The organism is Brevibacterium sp. CT2-23B (assembly GCF_013168765.1).
Classification (GTDB): Bacteria; Actinomycetota; Actinomycetes; order Actinomycetales; family Brevibacteriaceae; genus Brevibacterium; species Brevibacterium sediminis.
The window spans coordinates 1,015,132-1,035,437 of record NZ_JABBYK010000001.1 but is presented as its reverse complement, the minus strand read 5'-3'; the positions used below and the strand labels follow the sequence as shown (position 1 = coordinate 1,035,437).

Here is a 20,306-nt window from a genome sequence, read left to right as displayed (position 1 = left end):
CGGTCACTGGTTCGCGGAGACGGGCACGCGGGACAGCACCCGACCGATGAGGTCGGCAGCCAGGTCTGCGTCGTCTCCGTCGCGGGGGATGATGCGGTGGGCGAGGATGTACGGGGCCAGAGCCTGCACATCGTCGGGGGTGACGAAGGTGCGCCCCGACAGTGCCGCGCGTGCCTTCGCCGCCCGCAGCAGATGGACGCCGCCGCGCGGGGAGCTGCCGAGCAGGATCGCCTGATCGTTGCGGGTGGCATGGAGGATCGCCACGATGTACTCGCGCAGCTGCCGGCTGGCGGAGACATGGCGGACGATGGTGCGGGCCTGAGTGATCTGCTCGAGGTTCGTCACCGCGGCAGCGGTCTCGAGGGGATCGTTCTGGATCTGGTTGTCCAGCAGATCGACCTCATCGGACGTCGCCGGATATCCCAGGGAGATTCGGGTGAGGAAGCGGTCGCGCTGCGCCTCGGGCAGAGCGTAGGTGCCCTCCATGTCGATCGGATTCTGAGTGGCGACGACGATGAACGGCGTGGGCATCGGATAGGTCTGCCCGTCGATCGTCGCCTGACCCTCGGCCATGCACTCGAGCATCGCCGACTGCGTCTTCGGGGACGCGCGGTTGATCTCGTCGGCGATGACGATGTTCGCGAACACCGGTCCCTGTCGGAACTCGAAGTGACGAGTCTCCTGGTTGAACAGGTTCACACCCACGACGTCGGTGGGCAGCAGGTCCGGGGTGAACTGGATGCGGCGCACGGAACCGTCGACGACCTTGCCCATGGCACGGGCCAACAGGGTCTTGCCGACGCCGGGGACGTCTTCGAGGAGGACATGTCCGCCGGCGAGCAGTGCGATGAGTGAGAGCCCGACGGCCTCATCCTTGCCCTCGAGCACCGAGTTCATCGCGGTGCGTGCCCGCGAGGTCAGATTCTGCACCCACTCGATGTGTTCGGCGCCGATCACGGAATTGGTCTGTGTACCTTCTTGGCTGGTCGACATACCCTCCATTGTCCCTTAAAGCCCGCACCCCAGCCACACGAGTTTCTTTCAGCTTCGTTACTCCCTTCTTCTCCCCACTCCCACGCCCTCCCCGAGGCGCCCCACCCCACTCCCCACCACTCTCCCCACTTTCCTCCACGCGGACCCTCCACTTTCCTCCCCACTCGCCTCCACCTCGGCGCGGGTCTCGCCCGTGATCCCCGGATTCTCGCGGATCTGTGCCGTTCTCATCGTCCTCGCCGAGGCAGCCCACCGCCTTCGCGGGCCCGCCGTTCTTCCCGCATCCGACACTCCCGCGACGCGCCTTCGAGAAATTTTCCCCACTTTCCTCCACCTATCTGACCTGGGAAAACAATGAGTCAGGAGCATCGTTGAAGCGAAAAGCTGGAATATGTGGAGGGAAGTGGAGTACTGTGGTTGCTATCGGAGCCGATGGGTTTCGAAAGGGGTGAGACGACATGTTCTTGGGCACTCATATGCAGAAGCTCGACGACAAAGGTCGCCTCATCCTGCCCGCAAAGTTCCGCGAGGAGCTGTCGCCCGGACTCGTTCTGACCCGTGGCCAGGAGAACTGCCTCACCCTGTTCCCCACCACGGAGTTCGAAGCCGAGCACGCGCGAATCCAGAACGCGCCGAAGACGAATAAGGAAGCCCGCGATTACCAGCGTGTGTTCCTGTCGGCGGCATTTGCGGACCAACCGGACAAACAGGGACGCATCACGGTCCCGAACATATTGCGGCAGTACGCATCACTCGATCGGGAAGTCGCAGTGATCGGCATGGGCAACCGAGTCGAGATCTGGGATGCACCGACCTGGGAGGACTACCTCGTCGGCGCTCAGCAGGCCTTCGCCGAACGCGAGGAGGAGGTGATCCCCGGAGTGATCTGATTCTGCTCGGGTTTGATCCTTGCCCGCCGTGCTCGAGTTTCGGGGAACTTCCCCGTTTCCGAAGCTCGGACGTCCTGACACACTTCCCCGGTGGCAGGGCCACGGCGGTCAAGGTTCTGGCTCCAGCAGCGCACCCCCGACCACCCCCGTATGAAGGACCCACGAATGACAGCTCAGCACGTACCGGTGCTCCTGACGCGCGTGGTCGAACTCATCGGCGTCGGCGTCGAAGCCGCCAGGGGCGCGGGCCACACCCCGGTCGTCGTCGACGGCACGCTCGGAATGGGCGGTCACGCCGAAGCCGTCCTCACGGCCTTCGACGATGTCCACCTCATCGGCATCGACCGTGATCTGCAGGCCATCGACATCGCCGCGAAACGCCTGGCCCCCTTCGCTGACCGCATCGATATCGTCCACGCAGTCGACGACGAACTGCCCGAGGTCCTCGCCGACCTCGGCATCTCAGAGATCAGCGCGATCCTGCTCGACCTGGGAGTGTCCTCACTGCAGCTCGACGAGGACGAACGCGGATTCTCCTACTCCCGGCCGGCGCCCCTGGACATGCGCATGGACCGCACCCAGGAGCTCACGGCGGAGAAAGTGCTGGCCACCTACTCGGAATCCGAGCTGCGCCGCATCCTCCGCGAATACGGAGAGGAGAAGCTGGCCGGCAAGATCGCGAAGATCATCGTCACCGACCGAGTCGACACCCCGTGGGAGACCTCGGACCAGCTCGCGGCCATGCTCTCCCGAGTGATCCCGCAGACGAAAAAGAAGTCGCATCCCGCCAAACGCACCTTTCAGGCCCTGCGCATCGAGGTCAACGACGAGCTCGGGGTGCTGCGCACCGCACTGCCGGCGGCACTGGAAGCGCTGCACATCGGGGGAGTGGCCGTCATCGAGTCCTACCAGTCATTGGAGGACACGATCGTGAAGAAGACCTTCCGAGCGGCCACGACCTCCTCGGCGCCGCCGGATCTGCCGGTCGTGCCCGAAGAGCACCAGCCCTGGCTGACCGAGATCATCCGGGGCGCCGAAATGGCTGATGAGCAAGAAGCAGAGACCAACCCGCGGGCGGCAAGCGTCCGACTGCGGGCAGTGCAGAAGATCAGGGAGGCACGATCGTGAGCAATTCCTCGGCAAGAGCCGGTCAGCTTAACTTCCCCGAACGTCCGCGCCGGTTCGAAGAGGCCGGTGGTCAGCAGGGTGGGGCGAGGCTGCGGCTGCTCAAGTTCGAACTGCCGAAGTCCCGTCTGCCCTTCTCCATGCTGTGCGTGGGGATCCTTCTCGCCACCCTCGTGGCCGTGCTGCTGCTCAACATCTTCGTCGCCAACACCTCCTACAAGGTCGACCAGCTGACGAGTGAGAAGGAAGCTCTGGCCGAGCAGAAGGACCGCCTCGTCGAAGACAACTCGTACCGTGAGTCCCCGCAGAACATCGCCTTGGCCGCCGAAGAGCTCGGTCTCGTCCGTGATTCCTCACCGGAATTCCTCGACGCGAAGACCGGGAAGATGATCGATGCCCCCGGAATCGACGTCAGCGGTGAGAAAGAGCCCACAGTCGTGCCCGGCCCGCGCGCCGATACACGTGATGACATCCGACCCAATCTACGATCGGATGAGAAGCTCCCGGTCGTCGGGGGCAGCCCGAGCCAGGACGTGGCGGCTCCGAGCCAGGAGGCGCCGAAGTAGTCCGAGCTCACCGGGACCAGGGAACGGCCTGACCGACACATTCGCCGACCACACCAAGGACCGAGGACTCAAGCTATGGGCCCAGCCAAGACCCGACTGAAGAAGAAACGCAAGGGCGGTGGCCCCGATCTGCGTTGGCGGATGGGCTTCATCGCCGCGGTGTCGGTCCTCGTCCTCCTCATCACCTCCGTCCGCCTCGTATCCATCCAGGGTATGGATTCGATGAAGCTGGCGGAGAAGGCGCTGTCGAATCGCCTGGTCACTCGGACCCTGCCGGCCGATCGCGGACAGATCCTGGCCGCCGACGGCACAGTGCTCGCCGACAGCGTCTCCCGTTACCAGCTCGTCGTCGATCAGCAGAACGTCGCCCAGTACGAAGTCGACGGCAAGCTCGTCGGAGCCTGGGGCGCAGCCGAAGCCCTGTCGAAGCCGCTGAAGACCGACCCCGGTGTCCTCTATCCGAAACTCGTCGGCGACAAGCGATGGAACCCCGTTGCGAAGGGGCTGACCTCGGAGACCTGGCGTGCGGTGAAGAAGCTTGAGGTCCTCGGCATCTCCGCCGAGGAGTACTCCGTGCGCTCATACCCTGCCGGCGGAGTCGCCGGCAACCTCGTCGGGTTCCTCAGCTCCGACGGCACGGCCCAGGCCGGTCTCGAATCGGCCTATGACGAACAGCTGTCGGGCAAGGACGGCCAGCAGCAGTACGAACGCGGAGCACGCGGAGAGATCATCCCTCTCGGCGACAACAACATGAAGGACGCCGTCGACGGCCAGGGCCTGCAGACGACGATCGACCCGGCGATGCAGTACTACGCACAGCAGGCCATCGAAGAGCAGCGGAAGAAGCACGAAGCCGAATCCGCGTCGATCGTCATCAAAGAGATCAAGACGGGACGCATCATCACCGCCGCGGATGCTCCCACCGTCGACCCGAACTCCCCGGGCAAGGTCGACGGCCCCGACCGCGGTTCGCGCATCTTCACCGACATGTTCGAGCCCGGTTCGACCGCGAAGATGGTCACCGCCGCAGCGCTGCTCGACCAGGGACTCGTCACTCCCGAACAGGAGTTCACCGTCCCGGACAAGTGGAAGGCACCGAACGACGAGGAGTTCCGCGACTCCCACGAGCACCCCGACGAGAAGCTCACCTTCGCCGGAATCCTCGCCCAATCCTCGAACACCGGCACCGTGCTGGCGGGCAAGGAACTCACCGAAGCCCAGCGCTACGAATACATGAAGAAGTTCGGCTTCGGCACCAGTTCGGGAATCGACTTCCCGGCCGAGACCTCGGGCATCCTGCATCCGTACGAGGAGTGGGACGGACGTACGAAGTACACCGTGATGTTCGGTCAGGGTGTGGCCGCGAACGCGATCCAGACGACCGACGTCATCTCCACCATCGCCAACGGGGGAGTCCACGTGCCCTCCCGCCTCGTCGACGGAATGATCTCCCCGAACGGACGCACCATCTCCACCCCCGCAGGAGAGAAGGAACGCGTCGTCAGCAAGAAGGCCGCCGACGAGACCCTGCGGATGCTCGAAGGCGTCGTGGCCGAAGGCACGGGCAAGTCCGCCCAGGTCTCCGGCTACAGGGTCGCAGGGAAGACCGGCACCGCGCAGGCTCCGGCAGCCGAGGGCGGAGGCTATGACGGATACACCGCCTCCTTCGTCGGCGTCCTGCCCGCCGAAGATCCCGAACTCGCGATCTCGGTGACTTTGCAACGTCCTCGGAACGGCTACTACGGTGGACAGGCCGCAGCCCCCGTGTTCTCCGACGTCGCGGGCTTCGCCATGCGGCATCTCAAGATCCCACCGTCGACGCAGAAGCCCGACCTGCCCGCCCGAGAATGGAAATGATGCGCTTTTCACAGCTGCTGCCGATCGCACCCGGCACCCTCCACGGTGACCCCGAGACAGAGGTCACCGGAGTCTCCCACGACTCGCGTGCGGTCTCACCCGGTCAGCTCTACGCCGCCCTGCCGGGAGCGAACGTTCACGGTGCGAAGTTCGCCCCCGAGCTGATCCGCGCCGGTGTCGACGCCATCCTCACCGACGATGCCGGCTGGCATCTCATCACCGAAGCGCTGGGCACGGACGAGGCGGACCGGGACCTGCTCGCCGGAGTCACCGCTCTCATCGTCGAAGCACCCCGCGCCGTGCTCGGGTTCGTCTCCGCTGCCGTCTACGGGACCACCTCGGTGCCGGAGCTCATCGGAGTCACCGGAACGAACGGGAAGACGACGACGACCTACCTGGCCGACGGGATGCTCGCGGCACTGGGCCACCGCACCGCCGTCATCGGCACTGTCGCCATCCTCATCGCCGGCGATACGGTGCCCAGCGTGCGCACGACTCCGGAGGCCCCCGAACTGCACGCCCTGTTTGCGAAGATGCGCGCGGCCGAGGTCGACACCTGTGCGATGGAGGTCTCCTCCCACGCGCTCAGCCAGCACCGCGTCGACGGGGCTCACTTCAGCGTCGCCGGGTTCACGAACCTGTCCCAGGATCACCTCGACTTCCACAACACGATGGAGGAGTACTTCGAGGCGAAGGCCCAGCTGTTCACCCGCACATTCTCCGACAAAGCCGTCATTGTCGTCGAAGACGAATGGGGCGAGCGGATGACGGCGGCCGCACAGGTGCCCGTGCGCACGCTGGGACGAGACGAACGCAGCCAGTGGCGCATCGAGCACACCCCAGGCGTTTCGGACTTCGTGCTCCACCTCGACGACGGGGAGAGCATCCGGCTCCGCTCACCGCTGCCAGGCGATTTCAACGTCACGAATACGGCCCTGGCAGCCTCGATGCTCATCGAGGCCGGCGTCAGTGCCGAAGAGATCGATGCCATCGGTCGCAGCTTCGTGGCCTCGGTGCCCGGACGGATGGAGATCATCGATGTCTCCGGTCCGCGGGCGCTGAGCGAATCCCACCCGGACATCCTGCCGCGGGCCATCGTCGACTACTCGCACACCCCCGACGCGATCGCGAAGGCGCTGGCGACGCTCCACGCCGACTCCGATGAGCTCATCATCGTCTTCGGCGCCGGAGGCGACCGCGACCGCGGCAAGCGCTTCGGCATGGGTCAGGCGGCGGCACGTGAAGCCGATGTGATCGTTCTCACCGACGACAATCCGCGCACCGAGGATCCCGACACGATCCGTGCAGCCATCAGGCAGGGAATCGACGCCGAGGTGGATGCGGGACGGGCCCGTGTGAAAAAGATCATCGAGGTCCCCGACCGCGGTGCCGCCATCGATGAGGCGATTGCCGAAGCAGACGCCTCGGCGACCGTGCTCATCGCGGGCAAGGGGCATGAGACAGGCCAGACCGTGGGCACCACGGTCACCGATTTCGACGACCGGGCCAGGACACGCTCAGCGCTGTCCATGCGACTGGGCGGCGCACAACCAGGTAAAGTTCACAGATGATATGAAGCGACTGACTGCAGCCGAAATCGCAACCGCCCTGGGCGGCGAGTTGTACGGCATCGACCCCGAGACCCCATTGACCGCCGGTGTGGTGACCGACTCGAGAGAAGTCGGACCCGGCGATATCTACGTCGCCCGCCGAGGCGAGAGCTTCGACGGCATCGAATTCGCCGCCGCCGCCGTCGAGGCGGGAGCGGCCCTGATCATCGGCGAATCCGTCCCCACCATCGACGACGAACCTCTGCCGGTCGTCGTCGTCGCCGATGCCACCGAAGCGCTCGGCCAGTTGGCCAAGCACAGCATCGAAGGCCTGCGCACAGACGGCGAACTCACTGTCATCGCGATCACCGGTTCCGTCGGCAAGACCACGGTGAAGGACCTCGCCGCGGATCTGCTCTCGGGTGAGGCGGAGACCGTGTGGCCGCCGAACTCCTACAACAACGAGGTCGGAGTCCCATTGACGGCTCTGCGTGCGGTCGAATCCACCCGTTTCCTCGTCCTCGAGATGGGCGCACGGTCGATCGGCAACCTCGCCTATCTGACGAGCCTCATCCGACCAGATATCGCCGTCGAGCTGGCCGTGGGCACAGCCCACTCCGGAGTCTTCGGTTCGATCGAGAACACCGCGCGGGCGAAGGCCGAACTCGTCGAGTCCCTGACGGGCGGATCCACCGCCGTGCTCAACGCCGACGACACCCGCGTATCGGCGATGCGCGAGGTGCTCGCTCCAGAGGTGACCACCCTGTGGTTCTCACAGCGTGAGTCCCTGCCCGAATGGGTCGGTGCCGACGACCTGGTCGTGCGCGGTACCTCGGTGTCCACGGATTCCTCCGGTCATCCGACGTTCACCCTCACCCTGCCCGGTGAGGAGCCCCGCGATGTGCGTCTGGCGCTCATCGGCGAGCACCACGTCGGCAACGCTCTGGCGGCAGCCGCCATCGCCCACGCCTGCGGCGTAGCGGCCAGGTCGATCGTCACGACGCTGTCGACCTCCTCGGCGGCCAGTCGCTGGCGGATGGAGCTCATCGATTCGCCGTCGGGCGTGACCGTGCTCAACGACGCCTACAATGCGAACCCCGAATCCATGCGGGCCTCCTTGAAGACCCTGGCCTCGATGGGCCGCGGTGATGAGGAGAACAGCCCACGTCGCACCTTCGCCGTGCTCGGCGAGATGCTCGAACTCGGGTCCGAATCGGTGTCCGCGCACTCGGACATCGGCGAACTCGTCGTGCGCCTCAACATCACTCGCACCATCGTCGTAGGAGAGGGCGCGAAGCCGATCTTCAACGCTGCGAACCTCGAAGGCTCCTGGGGCAACGAGGCGGCCTGGGTCGCCACCGCGGCCGAGGCGAAGGACCTTCTGAGCGCCGAACTCGCTCCCGGCGACATCGTTCTGTTCAAATCCTCCCGCGATGCCGGTCTGCGCTATCTGGGAGACGAAATCGCCGGAGTATCGGGGGCCCAATGATTGCCGTACTGCTCGCAGCCTGCCTGGCTCTCATCTTCGCTCTCGTCGGGACACCGCTGTTCATCCGGGTGCTCGTCAAGAAAGGGTACGGCCAGTTCGTCCGTGACGACGGTCCGACCTCGCACGCGACGAAGCGCGGAACCCCGACCATGGGCGGAGTCGTCATCATCGGCGCCGCAGTGCTCGCCTACCTGCTCGGACACCTGTTCACCGGTTCCGTGCCCACAGCGTCGGGTCTGCTCGTGCTGTGGCTGGCCGCAGGACTGGCGGTCGTCGGCTTCCTCGACGACTTCATCAAGATCAAGAAGCAGCGGTCACTGGGACTGCGCCCCATGCCGAAGCTCATCGGCCAGGCCTTCGTCGGAATCTCGTTCGCCGTGCTCGCGCTGCAGTTCCCGAACTCCTTCGGTGAGACCCCGGCGTCGACGAAGGTGTCGTTCATCCGCGACACGAACCTCGACCTCGCCTTCGGTTCGGCGATCCTCGGCCTCATCCTGTTCGTCATCTGGGCGAACCTCATCGTCACCGCTGTCTCGAACGCGGTGAACCTCACCGACGGCCTCGACGGACTGGCCGCCGGCGCCTCGGTGGTCGTCTTCGCCGCCTATGTCGTCATCGGCACCTGGCAGTCGACCCAGAACTGCAATCTCATGTCTGAGGCCACGAACGCCTGCTACTACATGCGCGACCCCCGCGACCTCGCAATGGTCGCCGGCGCCATGGCCGCGGCCTGCTTCGGCTTCCTGTGGTTCAACACCTCGCCGGCGAAGATCTTCATGGGCGACACCGGTTCGCTGGCCATCGGCGGTGCCTTCGCCGGACTGGCGATCATGTCGCGCACCGAGCTGCTGCTCATTGTCCTCGGCGGACTCTTCGTCATCATCACCCTGTCGGTGATCATCCAGGTCGCTTCCTTCAAGACCACCGGCAAACGCGTGTTCCGCATGGCGCCCCTGCAGCACCACTTCGAACTCAAGGGCTGGGCCGAAGTGACGATCGTGGTGAGGTTCTGGATCATCGCCGCCCTCTTCGTCATCGCCGGAATCTGCCTGTTCTACGCCGATTGGGTGGCGCGCATTGGCTGATGAACCCACCACCAAGGAGATCCCGGCCGCACTGCACGGACCGAGTTCATCCCTGGCCGGACTGCGCATCCTCGTCACCGGTCTCGGGGTGACGGGATTCCCCGCTGCCGTCCACCTCGGCGAACGCGGCGCCGATGTCATCGTCATCGATGGCGACGCCACCGCCGATGTGAGCGAGAAGGCGCAGATCCTCGAGGTCTTCGACGTCGACATCCGACGGGGTCCCGAACACGTCGAAGCTCTGCCCGAGGGCGAACTCGACCTCGTCGTCACCTCACCCGGATGGCGTCCGGACCAGCCCGTGCTCGCGGCCGCGGCGAAGGCCGGCATCCCGGTCATCGGCGAAGTCGAACTCGCGTGGCGGATCCGCGGCACCAACGACGCCAAATGGCTCGCCATCACCGGCACCAACGGCAAGACGACGACCACGACGATGCTCGAATCGATGCTGCTGGCAGCAGGGCTCAAGGCCAAGGCCTGCGGCAATATCGGCACCCCGCTGCTCGAAGCCGTGCTCGAACCCGGGCTCGAGGTCCTCGCGATCGAACTCTCGAGCTTCCAGCTGCACTGGCAGGAGTCGATGAGCGCCGACGCCGCAGCCGTGCTCAACATCGCTCCCGATCACCTCGATTGGCACGGCAGCGCCGAAGCCTATGCGGCGGACAAAGCGAAGATCTTCCACAATGCGCAGCTCGCCTGCGTGTACAACTGCGCCGACGAGGTGACTCTGCACATGGTCGAGGACGCCGACGTCATCGAAGGAGCCAAGGCCATCGGCTTCACCACCGGTGTGCCTCGCCCCGGCGAGCTCGGCGTCGTCGAGGACCTGCTGGTCGACCGGGCCTTCATTCCGCAGCGCTACTCATCGGCCGCCGAACTCGCCTCCTTCGACGATGTGGCGACGGCCACCGGGGTCGCGGGTTCGCGGCCCGCCCCGCACCAGGTCGCCAATGCTCTGGCCGCAGCCTGTCTGGCCCGCGCCATCGACGTGCCCGGTCAGGCGATCGCCGCGGGACTGCAGAACCATTCGCTCGGCGCCCACCGCATGGTCACCGTCGCCGAAGCGGACGGCATCCGCTGGGTCGACGATTCGAAGGCGACGAACACCCACGCCGCGAATGCCTCGCTGGCCGCTTTCGACTCGATCATCTGGATCGCCGGGGGACTGCCCAAAGGCGCCGACTTCACCTCGCTGTTCGCCGACCACCGCGAACGGCTCAAGGCACTCGTGCTCATCGGCTCGGACGACTCGGCTTACCGTGAGGCCATCGCTGCGACGATCCCCGACCTCGAAGTCGTCCGCATCGAACCGGCCCTGGCCGTGGACTCCGGAGTCCCGAAACGCCGCGGAGAGGCCGTCGCCGCGGCCGCCGTCGACGCAGCCGCACGGTTGGCCGAAGCCGGAGACACCGTTCTCCTGGCACCGGCAGCCGCTAGCATGGACCAGTTCCTCAACTACAACACTCGCGGCGACCTCTTCGCCGAGGCCGTCAACTCGCACCTGGAGCGCTGAGATGGGACGGCAGACCACCGCGAAGGCGGATGAACGCCGCCGCCGCAAGCTGGCGAGGACGTCTGTCTCCGTATCCGCTCCGACGACGTCGACCACGTCACGGTCGACGACCGGGCGGCAGCAGACGGGGGTCAAGACCGCGCCGAAGGCGCGAAACGCGAAGTCTGCCGGCACAGCGTCTGCCGCGAAGACAGCGCCGACGACGACCGCAGGCAGGCGCTCGTCAGGAACCGGCAGGTCGGCATCTGCCGCACGCGACTCCAGACCGAAGGCGGGGGCGGCGAAGAAGTCTGCGAAGGCCGCGGGGAAGAGTGCCGCGAAGGCCACCTCGAAGAAGCCTGCGAAGGCCGCGGGGAAGAACAAGACCGCCTCGGTGCTCAAGAAGGCATGGATCCATCTGCGCGATGACATCTCCAGCCTCTCCGCACACCCGCTGACGACCTACTTCCTCATCCTCGCCTCCGTCGTCCTGCTCACAGGACTCGGCCTGGTGATGGTGCTCTCCGCCTCATCGATCACTTCCTACGACGGGGGAGCCGGCTCCTCATTCGCCTACTTCAACAAGCAGGCGATGTTCGCCGGGGTCGGCCTCGTCCTCATGTACATCGCCAGTCGGATGCCGCTGCAGTTCTGGAAGCGGATCGCCTGGTTCGCCATCATCGGCGGACTCCTCATGCAGGCGGCGGTCTTCGTCCCCGGACTCGGCAAAGAGACGAAGGGCAATGCGAACTGGATCGGGTTCGGCGGATTCCAGATCCAGCCCTCGGAGTTCCTCAAGGTCGCCCTCGCCCTGTGGCTCGGCTTCATCCTCGCCCAGAAGGCCGGGAAGATGACCACCTTCGGCCATGCCATGATTCCCGTCGTGCCCGGAGTCCTCGGCGCCGCCGGACTCGTCGTGGCCGGCAACGACCTCGGCACCGGCCTGGTCATCATGGCCATGGCCGTCGTCTGCCTGTTCGTCGGCGGATTCCCGATGAAGTACTTCATCCTCCTGGGCGGCGTGCTCGCCGCGGCGGTCACCTTCTTCGTCCTCAGCTCCCAGAACCGTCTTGACCGCATCCAGGCGATGCTCACCGGTCACGCGGATCAGAGCGCTGCAGACACCATGGGCCAAGCCTGGCAGTCCAACCACGGACTGTTCTCGCTGGCCTCCGGCGGATGGTTGGGGGTCGGGCTCGGCGCCAGCCGTGAGAAATGGTCCTGGCTGCCCGAAGCCCACAACGACTTCATCTTCGCCATCATCGGAGAGGAGCTGGGCCTCGTCGGCACCCTCGTCGTCATTCTCATCTTCGCCGTCCTCGGCTTCGCCATGGTCCGCGTGGTGATGCGTTCGAACAGTCTCATGGTCCAGGTCGCCACTGCCGGCTTCTTCGCCCTCATCATCGGGCAGGCCGGAATCAACATCGGCGTCGTCACCGGACTGCTGCCGGTCATCGGTCTGCCGCTGCCGTTCGTGTCCTACGGCGGCTCCTCGATCATCGCCTCTCTCCTCGCAGTGGGAGTGGTGCTGTCGTTCGCTCGCACCGAACCGGGCGCCGAGGCGGCCATCGCCGCCAACAAGGAACGTCTGCGATCCTCACTCGCCGTGCTTGCCCGCAAGAAAAGGAAATGAGATGACGAGTATCCTCCTCGCCGGTGGAGGCACCACCGGCCATATCTCGCCGATGCTGGCGATCGGCCGTGAGCTGCGCCGGCAGCACCCCGACTGGGATGTCGTGGCGTTGGGCACCCTCGACGGACTCGAAGCCGAAATCGTACCGCGCGCCGGGTTCGAACTGCTCACCATCGACAAGGTGCCCATGCCGCGGTCGATCAGTCCCGCCCTGCTGAAATTCCCGGGACGCTTCCGCGGCAACATCTCCGCCGTCAAGCAGATCATCGCCTCCCGCAGCATCGATGCCGTCGTCGGGGTCGGCGGCTACGTCTGCCCGCCGGCCTTCCTCGCGGCCAAACAGGCGAAGATCCCACTGGTCGTCCACGAAGCCAATGCGAAGCCGGGAATGGCCAACCGCCTCGGCGCCCGACTGACCACCACCGGGCGCGTCGGGATCACCTTCCCGGACACCGAGCTGCGGAACTCCACCCTCGTCGGCATGCCCATGCCCACCGAGATCACGGACCTCGACCGCAGCGACGCGGGACAGCGCGCGGGGTTCCGTGCCGATCTCGGGCTGCGCGACGACCGTCCGGTCCTCGTCGTGACCGGCGGTTCCTCCGGTGCGCAGAAGATCAACGAAGCGTTCCTGGCCACCGCGACCGCGTGTCAGGAGGCCGGCGTCCAAGTCCTCCACATCACGGGAGCCGGAAAGGGCGAGGCCCTGCGGGAGGCGGCGGCCGAGCTGCCCGACTACCACGTCGTGGACTACGTCGACGGAATGCATCGGGCCTATGCGGTCGCCGATCTGCTCGTCGCCCGCTCCGGTGCCGCCACGGTCTCCGAAGCCACGGTCGCCGGAGTCCCGGCGGTCTACGTGCCCCTGGCCATCGGCAACGGCGAACAGCGACTCAACGCCTCCGGAAGCGTCTCGGCCGGTGCCTCACTCATGGTCGACAATGCAGAATTCTCACCGTCGACGGTCGTCGACACCATTCTGCCGCTGCTGGCCGACCAGCCCCGTCTGACGCAGATGAGCCAGGCGGCACTGCATCTCAACTACCCCACCGATGCCGCGGCCCGCATGGCCGCCATCGTCAACCGCGCGCTGGAAGGCTGACCATGACCTCTGCGAACACGAGCCCCGCGAACATCGTTCCCGTCGGCGAACTCGGAGCCGTCCACTTCATCGGCATCGGCGGATCGGGAATGTCCGGAATCGCCCGGATCATGGTCATGAACGGAGTCACCGTCTCCGGTTCGGACGCGAAGGAATCCAACGTCGTCGACGTTCTCCGGACCCTGGGCGCCACGGTCGCGATCGGGCATTCGGCCGACAACCTCGGCGAGGCCGATACTCTCGTCATCTCATCGGCCATCCGCAAGGACAACCCCGAACTCGTCGAAGCACAGAGCCGGGGACTGCGCATCCTCCACCGCTCCGGAGCACTCGCTTCGCTCATGGTCGACCGGCGGGCCGTGGCCGTGGCGGGCACCCACGGAAAGACCACGACCACGTCGATGACCACCGTGGCGCTGCAGGCCTGTGGAGTCGACCCGTCCTTCGTCATCGGGGGAGTGCTGTCGACGACGGGCACGAACGCCCATCTGGGCACCGGAGACGTCTTCGTCGCCGAAGCAGACGAATCCGACGGATCGTTCCTCCTCTACGAACCGGCCATCGGCATCCTCACGAACGTCGAAGCCGACCACCTCGATCACTACGGCACCCCGGAGAAGGTGCGCGAAGCCTTCATCGAGTTCTGCGACGGCATCCAGACCCGAGGTGGAACGATCATCGCCTGCGCCGACGACCCCGGCTCCCACGACGTCGCCCTGCACTCCCGCAGTCAGGGAGCCGACGTCGTCCTCTATGGCACGTCCGAGGATGCCGATATCGTGCTGCGTGACCTCGACTCCGGAATCGGCTCGAGCTTCGTCCTCGACCTGCCCGGCCGGGACGGCGAGCTGCGAGTCGAACTGCGGCAGCCGGGGATGCACAATGCACTCAACGCCACCGCCGCCATCGCCGTGGCGCACAGCCTCGGCGCAGATGTCGAACGTGCGGCCACGGGTCTCGCCGGCTACGGAGGCACCCGCCGCCGCTTCGAAGAACGCGGAATCGCCGCCGGCGTGCGCGTCATCGACGACTACGCGCATCACCCGACCGAGGTGCGCGCGGTGCTCAGCGCCGCCCGCGGGGTCGTCACCGACGGGGGACGGGTCTGGGCGGTCTTCCAACCCCACCTGTACTCGCGGACGATGGAATTCCGGGAGGAATTCGGACAGGCCCTCGGTCTGGCCGATGAGGTCGTCGTCCTCGACGTCTTCCCTGCGCGCGAAGATCCCGTGCCCGGAGTCACCGGCGCGCTCATCGCCGACCGTGTCCCGCACGAGAACGTGACCTTCCTGGAGTCCTTCGCCGAGGCGGTCCCCTTCGTCGCCGCTCGCGTGAAGCCAGGCGATCTCGTGCTCACTGTCGGTGCCGGTGACGTGACCATCCTCGGGCCCGAGCTGCTGAGCGCGTTGGAGGGCTGACGCCCATGGTGCCGCTTCCCCCGGCTCAGGCCGGTGACAACTCCACCGCGGACCTCACCGGAGTCATTCGGGCCCGCCGCCTCAAGACCTGGCGTCGACGCCTCATCGGCATCGGCATCGTGGCCGCCCTCATCGCGCTCGTCGCCGTCGCCTGGTTCTCGCCCCTGCTGTCCCTGCAGAAGGTGCAGGTGAGCGGCAGTCGACTGCTCGACACCGATGAGGTCAGCAATTCCGTGCTCGACGACCAGGGCGGCCGACCGCTTCCGCAGGTGCGCCCCGGTCGCGTCGAGGACGCCGTGCTGGAGGAATTCCCGAAAGCCGAGGCGGCTTCCGTCCACTACGCGGGTCCCAGGGCGCTGAAGATCGAGATCACCGACCGCACCCCCGTCATCGCCATCAGAGGCGAATCCGGCTATCGCCTCTACGACTCCGAAGCCGTCGACCTCGGCACGGTCGACACGGCACCGAAGAAGCTCACGGTGCTCAGCGGCGGAGGACACCAGCCGGACAGAGAGACCGTCTCCGCGGTCATTCGCTTCATGGGCGAACTGCGACCGGAGCTGAGGCGTCAGCTGGTGACGATCGAGGCCAAGGACGCAATGAGCCTCAAGGGACGCCTCGATACCGGAAAGCAGAAGGCCACGGTCGTCTTCGGCGATTCCTCGGACTCCAGCCTCAAGGTGCGCACCGCCGCCCAGCTGGCCGCCGAGGGCCGCACCGAGATCGATGTCTCCGTGCCCTCGGTGCCCGTGACCGACTGAGTCCCGCCCGGCCAGTCGTCGGTCCGAGCCGGTGTCGAACACTTCGCCGCGGCCGCCCCGGGCCTCCGTGAGCTGCCCCGTATGGGCCAGTCGCTGCGATTGCCTCCGTTTGGCCCCGACACACCGGGTGTGAAGTTTGGCCGAACCCCGACACTCCGGCGAGAATGGTTGCAGTGAGATTGCCCCGCCCAATAGCCTCAGGGCAGAGAACACAGACCGAATGCGCACGCAGACCCTGCGGAGCGCAAGCGCTTGAGACGAGGAACCGACTTGGCTGAATTCCCACAATCCGGAGCGGACATCAAAGTTGCCGGAACCGGCGGCGGCGGTGTCAACGCTGTACAGAGGATGATCGACGTCGGCCTGCGCGGCGTGGAGTTCATCGCGATCAACACCGACGCCCAGGCTCTCGTCCTCTCCGACGCCGATGTCAAGCTCGAGATCGGCCGCGACCAGACCCGAGGCCTCGGCGCCGGCGCAGACCCGGAGATCGGCAAGAAGGCCGCCGAATCCTCCGAAGACGCCATCCGCGACGCTCTCGAGGGCGCGGACATGGTCTTCGTCACCGCCGGCGAAGGCGGCGGCACGGGAACCGGTGCCGCCCCGGTCGTGGCCCGCGTGGCCCGGTCGCTCGGCGCTCTGACCATCGGCGTCGTGACCCGCCCCTTCACCTTCGAGGGACGCCGTCGTTCCGCGCAGGCGGAAGCCGGCATCGCGGCGCTGCGCGAAGAGGTCGACACTCTCATCGTCATCCCCAACGACCGTCTGCTCTCGATCTCCGATCGCAGCGTCTCCGTCGTCGAAGCATTCCGCTCCGCCGATGAGGTGCTGCGCTCCGGTGTCCAGGGCATCACCGACCTCATCTCGGTCCCGGGTCTGATCAACCTCGACTTCGCCGACGTCAAGTCGGTCATGCAGGATGCCGGGACCGCGCTCATGGGCATCGGTGCGGCAACCGGCGACGACCGTGCCGTGCAGGCGGCCGAATCCGCGATCGCGTCCCCGCTGCTGGAAGCCAGCATCGACGGCGCCCACGGAGTGCTCTTCTGCATCACCGGCGGCGGCGACCTCGGACTCTTCGAGGTCAACGAGGCCGCACGCCTGGTCCAGGAGGCCGCGCACCCCGAGGCGAACATCATCTTCGGCGCCGTCATCGATGACAACATCGGCGACGAATGCCGAGTGACCGTCATCGCCGCCGGATTCGACAACACCTCCCCGAACGCGGAGGTCGCCGGATCCGACCAGATCCCCGCGCCGATTCCGGCCGCCGCTCCGGCCGAGACCGAGTCCGAGTCGCCCGTCATCGCCGAATCCGAGCCCGAGGCCCCCGAAGCCGACGAGCCTGCACCTGCGCCGCGCCGCAGCGAGGAACACCAGATTCCCGCTTCGCTGCCGGGCGAACGCAGCAGCTCGAACTTCGACTCCGACCTCGATATCCCGGACTTCCTCAAGTAATATGCTGCGCTCGAGGTTCGTCATCCCGGGCGGGCGCACCGCCCACATCGCCTTCACCGACCGGCACGGCGGATACTCGAGCGGGGACTTCTCCTCGTTCAACCTCGCCCGCCACGTCGGAGACGATGACGAACTCGTCGCAGCCAACCGAGCCGCTCTCGCTCAGGTCATCGGCCTGAGCGGCGAGCGGCTCTCGTTCGTCTCCCAGGTCCACGGCACCGATGTGCACATCATCGGCGACGAAGCACAGCTGCGGCAGACTCCGGTGGAGGCCGACGCCCAACTGACGACCGTCCCGGGACTCGGATTGGCGATCATGGTCGCCGACTGCACCCCTGTCATGCTCGCCGATGCCGACGCCGGTGTCATCGCCGCCGTCCACGCGGGCCGCCCGGGAATGGCCGCAGGAATCGTCGGCAGAACAGTGGCCGCGATGCACGACGCCGGTGCACGGGACATCCACGCGGTCATCGGTCCCTCGGTGTGTCCGCGCTGCTACGAAGTCCCAGCCGAGCTGAGGAGCGAGGTCGCGGCGATCGAGCCGACAGCCGCCTCGGTGTCGGTGGCCGGAACACCGGCACTCGACGTCGCCGGGGCCGTGGCCGAACAGCTGCGCCGGAACGATGTGACCATCGATCATTTCTCGCGCACCTGCACGAAGGAATCCGAGGACCTCTTCTCCTACCGCAGGCAGAAGCGCACGGGCCGTTTCGCAGGGATCATCTGGCTGCAGGAAGAAAACACCGCGACACACCCATGGGACTCACCGGCCCAGATGCTCGCGTGCGATAGTTTGGGCGACAGGTGAGCAAGTGCCGAAGTCCGAGGAGCTTTAGACATGTCAGCAATCAAGAAGACGCTGGAATACCTGGGTTTCGTCGAAGAAGAGGACGAGACCACCCAGCACACCGACCGTCGTGAACCCGCCCGCCGGGATCGCGAGGTCGTCGAGACCTTCGACGAGGACGACCAGTACGACGAACCGGCCTCAGCCGAGGAACGGACTCCGGCTCCGGTGACACCGATCCACCCGTCACCGATCCGTCCCGTAGACACCCCGGCGCCAGGAACCTCAATGAACCGCATCAGGACCATCCACCCCCGCAGCTACAACGACGCCATGGTCATCGGTGCCGCCTTCCGTGAGGGCACCCCTGTGATCATGAACCTCTCGGAGATGGACGAGAACAACTCCAAGCGCCTCGTCGACTTCTCCGCCGGTCTCATCTTCGGCCTCCACGGGTCGATCGAACGCGTGACGAACAAGGTCTTCCTGCTCACCCCCGAGAACATCGAAGTCGCCGGCGAGAGCGAAGCCGATTCGGATACTCAGGCCAGCTTCTTCAACCAGAGCTGAGTGGGCCGGAGAAGCTCTCAACTCGTCCTCAGCTGGAGCCGATAGGCTGAAGCCCCAGAACTCAAGCAACAACGAAAGGCGCGGGGGACCCACGTGGCCATCATCTTCTACATCCTCGGGACTGCACTGAGCCTCTACGTCTACGTGCTCCTGGCGCGAGTCGTGCTCGATCTGGTCCAGGTGTTCTCCCGCGATTGGAGGCCCACGGGCTTCCTCCTCGTCCTCGCCGAGATCGTGTACACACTCACCGATCCGCCCCTGAAGCTGCTGCGCAAGATCATTCCGCCGCTGCGGCTGGGACAGGTCTCGCTCGACCTGGGATTCATCGTCCTGCTCATCGGCATCCAGATCATCGCGTCGGTGTTCTTCAACCTTTCGCACACCTCCGCCTGATACCCGGCATCACAGTGTTCTCCGCCGAAGAACCACTGTGAATGGATATGGGGAACGGCGTGAAGATTGTGCCGGTCGATGAAGGGTATTCGATTGATCGAATACCGGATAAATGGTGAATATGGTCACCGGAATTGGCTGTCCGTGTGCTCGAGTTGTTAGCCTCGAACGCGGAAAACTTCGTCATTGAATGCGAGACACGCCATTACTGCGGGACAAAACTGCAGGTGTTACGCTAATGTGACGTTGAAGCCGTCCTTCTGGGCGGCAGCGTAATGAATGTAGATCGACCGAAGGTGACCTCATGGCGCTCACGCCTGAAGACGTAGTAAACAAGCGGTTCCAGCATGTGAAGTTCCGCGACGGGTACGACCAGGACGAAGTCGACGATTTCCTTGATGAGGTCGTCGTTGAGATTCGCCGTCTCTACCAGGAGAACGACGAACTGCGTCAGAAGCTCTCCACCGCCGAACAGCGCGTGAAGGAACTCGAAGCTGGCGGCGCCTCCGCTGCACCGGCACAGGACATCGACGCCACTCAGGCGATGCCCGCCGCCGTTCCTGCTCCCGAAGAGAAGGAAGAGGCTCCGGCTCCGGCCGAGGCACCTGCCGCTCCGGCACCGGTCGAAGAGACCCCGGCCCCGGTCGTCAAGGAAGCCGCTCCCGCTCCGCAGGACAACTCCGCCGCACCAGCGATGACCGCCGGTGCCGCCGGTGGAGCTGCGGGTGCCGGTCTCGGTGCTGCCGCGGTCGGCGGCGACGGAGACGCTCATGGTCTCATCGCTCTGGCTCAGCGCGTCCACGACGAGCATGTTGCCGAAGGTGAGCGCAAGCGCGACGAGCTCATTAAGGGCGCCGAGAAGGAAGCCGCCGACATCGTCGGCAAGGCCGAGTCCAAGCGCGACGAAACTCTGTCGACCCTCGAATCGCAGAAGTCGACCCTCGAGCGCTCCATCGACCAGCTCTCGAACTTCGAGCGCCAGTACCGCACTCGACTCAAGAGCTACCTCAACGATCAGCTGCGTGACCTCGAGAACTCCACGAGCCTGGCTCCGGAGACCCTCGACGGAAACGGCCCACTGGGCGGTTCCTCGAACCACAAGCTCTGATCTCAGCGCATCACCGACCGAGGTCCGGG

General features: G+C 65.8%; 18 protein-coding genes. 17 read left to right on the top strand and 1 reads right to left on the bottom strand.

All coding sequences use genetic code 11. The annotated features are described in order from the left end of the window. Positions 1-3: 3 nt before the first annotated feature. On the bottom strand, positions 4-993 hold the full coding sequence (locus HIM68_RS04745) for a MoxR family ATPase (protein WP_101546280.1): 990 nt from the start codon (positions 991-993) through the stop codon (positions 4-6). A gap of 458 nt (positions 994-1,451) precedes the next feature. On the opposite strand from HIM68_RS04745, the gene mraZ reads away from it, so the two are divergent. From mraZ to HIM68_RS04660, 17 genes are all read left to right on the top strand, one after another. Beyond that, positions 1,452-1,883, top strand: a complete 432-nt coding sequence (gene mraZ, locus HIM68_RS04740) for a division/cell wall cluster transcriptional repressor MraZ (protein WP_039208349.1) — start codon at positions 1,452-1,454, stop codon at positions 1,881-1,883. 165 nt (positions 1,884-2,048) lie between these two features. Then, entirely contained in the window at positions 2,049-3,011 is a 963-nt protein-coding gene (gene rsmH, locus HIM68_RS04735) for a 16S rRNA (cytosine(1402)-N(4))-methyltransferase RsmH (protein ID WP_172170015.1), read from the top strand. Further along, on the top strand, positions 3,008-3,574 hold the full coding sequence (locus HIM68_RS04730) for a hypothetical protein (RefSeq protein ID WP_172170012.1): 567 nt from the start codon (positions 3,008-3,010) through the stop codon (positions 3,572-3,574). The genes rsmH and HIM68_RS04730 overlap by 4 nt, the downstream gene beginning before the upstream one ends. A gap of 75 nt (positions 3,575-3,649) precedes the next feature. Continuing rightward, the gene (locus tag HIM68_RS04725) at positions 3,650-5,431 is read left to right on the top strand and encodes a penicillin-binding protein 2 (RefSeq protein ID WP_139908253.1); all 1,782 of its coding nucleotides are present in this window, start codon (positions 3,650-3,652) and stop codon (positions 5,429-5,431) included. Beyond that, positions 5,431-7,002, top strand: a complete 1,572-nt coding sequence (locus tag HIM68_RS04720; RefSeq protein ID WP_253903709.1) for a UDP-N-acetylmuramoyl-L-alanyl-D-glutamate--2,6-diaminopimelate ligase — start codon at positions 5,431-5,433, stop codon at positions 7,000-7,002. Before HIM68_RS04725 ends, HIM68_RS04720 begins: the two co-directional genes overlap by 1 nt. Before the next feature lies 1 nt (position 7,003). Continuing rightward, positions 7,004-8,470, top strand: a complete 1,467-nt coding sequence (murF, locus tag HIM68_RS04715; protein WP_172170006.1) for a UDP-N-acetylmuramoyl-tripeptide--D-alanyl-D-alanine ligase — start codon at positions 7,004-7,006, stop codon at positions 8,468-8,470. After that, on the top strand, positions 8,467-9,555 hold the full coding sequence (gene mraY / locus HIM68_RS04710; protein ID WP_139469765.1) for a phospho-N-acetylmuramoyl-pentapeptide-transferase: 1,089 nt from the start codon (positions 8,467-8,469) through the stop codon (positions 9,553-9,555). Before murF ends, mraY begins: the two co-directional genes overlap by 4 nt. After that, on the top strand, positions 9,548-11,068 hold the full coding sequence (murD, locus tag HIM68_RS04705; RefSeq protein ID WP_216656730.1) for a UDP-N-acetylmuramoyl-L-alanine--D-glutamate ligase: 1,521 nt from the start codon (positions 9,548-9,550) through the stop codon (positions 11,066-11,068). Before mraY ends, murD begins: the two co-directional genes overlap by 8 nt. A 1-nt stretch (position 11,069) precedes the next feature. Beyond that, positions 11,070-12,680: a putative lipid II flippase FtsW gene (ftsW, locus tag HIM68_RS04700; protein WP_172170003.1), complete on the top strand. Its 1,611-nt coding sequence runs from the start codon at positions 11,070-11,072 to the stop codon at positions 12,678-12,680. Position 12,681: 1 nt separating this feature from the next. Next, entirely contained in the window at positions 12,682-13,782 is a 1,101-nt protein-coding gene (locus tag HIM68_RS04695; RefSeq protein ID WP_172170000.1) for a glycosyltransferase, read from the top strand. A gap of 2 nt (positions 13,783-13,784) precedes the next feature. Then, entirely contained in the window at positions 13,785-15,200 is a 1,416-nt protein-coding gene (gene murC / locus HIM68_RS04690; RefSeq protein ID WP_172169997.1) for a UDP-N-acetylmuramate--L-alanine ligase, read from the top strand. Positions 15,201-15,205: 5 nt separating this feature from the next. Then, on the top strand, positions 15,206-15,961 hold the full coding sequence (locus HIM68_RS04685) for a cell division protein FtsQ/DivIB (RefSeq protein ID WP_139908247.1): 756 nt from the start codon (positions 15,206-15,208) through the stop codon (positions 15,959-15,961). Positions 15,962-16,231: 270 nt separating this feature from the next. Continuing rightward, a complete protein-coding gene (gene ftsZ / locus HIM68_RS04680) occupies positions 16,232-17,419 on the top strand; it encodes a cell division protein FtsZ (protein ID WP_139469770.1) in 1,188 nt (395 codons plus the stop codon). Between the two features lies 1 nt (position 17,420). Further along, positions 17,421-18,227 (top strand): peptidoglycan editing factor PgeF, encoded by an 807-nt coding sequence (pgeF, locus tag HIM68_RS04675; RefSeq protein ID WP_139469771.1) that lies wholly within the window; start codon positions 17,421-17,423, stop codon positions 18,225-18,227. A gap of 30 nt (positions 18,228-18,257) precedes the next feature. Then, positions 18,258-18,776, top strand: a complete 519-nt coding sequence (locus HIM68_RS04670) for a cell division protein SepF (protein WP_172169994.1) — start codon at positions 18,258-18,260, stop codon at positions 18,774-18,776. A gap of 93 nt (positions 18,777-18,869) precedes the next feature. Beyond that, a complete protein-coding gene (locus tag HIM68_RS04665; protein ID WP_101546294.1) occupies positions 18,870-19,169 on the top strand; it encodes a YggT family protein in 300 nt (99 codons plus the stop codon). A 304-nt stretch (positions 19,170-19,473) separates the two neighbouring features. Next, positions 19,474-20,277 (top strand): DivIVA domain-containing protein, encoded by an 804-nt coding sequence (locus tag HIM68_RS04660; protein ID WP_172169991.1) that lies wholly within the window; start codon positions 19,474-19,476, stop codon positions 20,275-20,277. Positions 20,278-20,306: the final 29 nt, after the last annotated feature.

What these genes read in the sequence shown, in the direction of transcription:
- HIM68_RS04725 (WP_139908253.1), top strand. Translation starts at nt 3,650, where the DNA reads ATGGGCCCAGCCAAGACCCGACTGAAGAAGAAACGCAAGGGCGGTGGC.
- HIM68_RS04745 (WP_101546280.1), bottom strand. Translation starts at nt 993, where the DNA reads ATGTCGACCAGCCAAGAAGGTACACAGACCAATTCCGTGATCGGCGCC.
- ftsW (WP_172170003.1), top strand. Translation starts at nt 11,070, where the DNA reads ATGGGACGGCAGACCACCGCGAAGGCGGATGAACGCCGCCGCCGCAAG.
- HIM68_RS04720 (WP_253903709.1), top strand. Translation starts at nt 5,431, where the DNA reads ATGCGCTTTTCACAGCTGCTGCCGATCGCACCCGGCACCCTCCACGGT.
- HIM68_RS04685 (WP_139908247.1), top strand. Translation starts at nt 15,206, where the DNA reads ATGGTGCCGCTTCCCCCGGCTCAGGCCGGTGACAACTCCACCGCGGAC.
- HIM68_RS04670 (WP_172169994.1), top strand. Translation starts at nt 18,258, where the DNA reads ATGTCAGCAATCAAGAAGACGCTGGAATACCTGGGTTTCGTCGAAGAA.
- murC (WP_172169997.1), top strand. Translation starts at nt 13,785, where the DNA reads ATGACCTCTGCGAACACGAGCCCCGCGAACATCGTTCCCGTCGGCGAA.
- rsmH (WP_172170015.1), top strand. Translation starts at nt 2,049, where the DNA reads ATGACAGCTCAGCACGTACCGGTGCTCCTGACGCGCGTGGTCGAACTC.
- mraY (WP_139469765.1), top strand. Translation starts at nt 8,467, where the DNA reads ATGATTGCCGTACTGCTCGCAGCCTGCCTGGCTCTCATCTTCGCTCTC.
- mraZ (WP_039208349.1), top strand. Translation starts at nt 1,452, where the DNA reads ATGTTCTTGGGCACTCATATGCAGAAGCTCGACGACAAAGGTCGCCTC.
- murF (WP_172170006.1), top strand. Translation starts at nt 7,004, where the DNA reads ATGAAGCGACTGACTGCAGCCGAAATCGCAACCGCCCTGGGCGGCGAG.
- HIM68_RS04660 (WP_172169991.1), top strand. Translation starts at nt 19,474, where the DNA reads ATGGCGCTCACGCCTGAAGACGTAGTAAACAAGCGGTTCCAGCATGTG.
- pgeF (WP_139469771.1), top strand. Translation starts at nt 17,421, where the DNA reads ATGCTGCGCTCGAGGTTCGTCATCCCGGGCGGGCGCACCGCCCACATC.
- HIM68_RS04695 (WP_172170000.1), top strand. Translation starts at nt 12,682, where the DNA reads ATGACGAGTATCCTCCTCGCCGGTGGAGGCACCACCGGCCATATCTCG.